This window comes from Comamonas aquatica NBRC 14918, from assembly GCF_000739875.1.
GTDB lineage: Bacteria > Pseudomonadota > Gammaproteobacteria > Burkholderiales > Burkholderiaceae_C > Comamonas > Comamonas aquatica.
The window spans coordinates 1-578 of record NZ_BBJR01000018.1 but is presented as its reverse complement, the minus strand read 5'-3'; the positions used below and the strand labels follow the sequence as shown (position 1 = coordinate 578).

Genomic DNA, 578 nt, shown 5'->3' with positions numbered 1-578 from the left:
CAACGCCTTAGCACGCGCGACGCTTGCGCGCGCGTGAGGTGGTGGCGTTGACGCTCCGCCACCTATGGCAGCTCTCGGCCAGAAGCGGAAACTCATTCTGACCCGATAGCAGTCATTTGAACGGCTGGTTCACTATGACAGGCACATGAATTTTGTCACTCTAGTTTTCGGTACCCTCATTCATTGTGGCTGTGTCCAAGAAGAGCAGCTTTTTTCGATCAGCGTCACGGAGGGAAAACATCCACCTGTCTTCCATGAACTTGAGGAGGCGTTGACCACGGGCCTGGATCTGTTCAGGCCCCCAGTTGTCGTTCGCCGCAATTTCGATCTCCGAATGTGAGCCATCCGAATAGCCGTTCCGGACCTTGGCACCAGACGCATCGAATTTAGGTGACTTCTTTTCCGAGAACGAGTCGTTCTGTAGCGAAGCGTTGATCGACATGGATAAGAGGAGCAAGTTGCCGATCGATCCAGTGTAGCGATACCTTTCCGTCTCTGGGACATCCATGAACGCACGCTCCCAGTCTTCCTTCGGGGTCTGTGGATAAATATGCTCGATCGATATCCGGTCGCGTCGA

Annotated in this window: 1 protein-coding gene; it reads right to left on the bottom strand. The window is 54.0% G+C overall.

What is annotated here, in order from left to right:
* Positions 1-160: 160 nt before the first annotated feature.
* On the bottom strand, positions 161-578 hold a 418-nt coding region (locus CA2_RS01340), incomplete at its 5' end, for an HNH endonuclease family protein (RefSeq protein ID WP_042411850.1).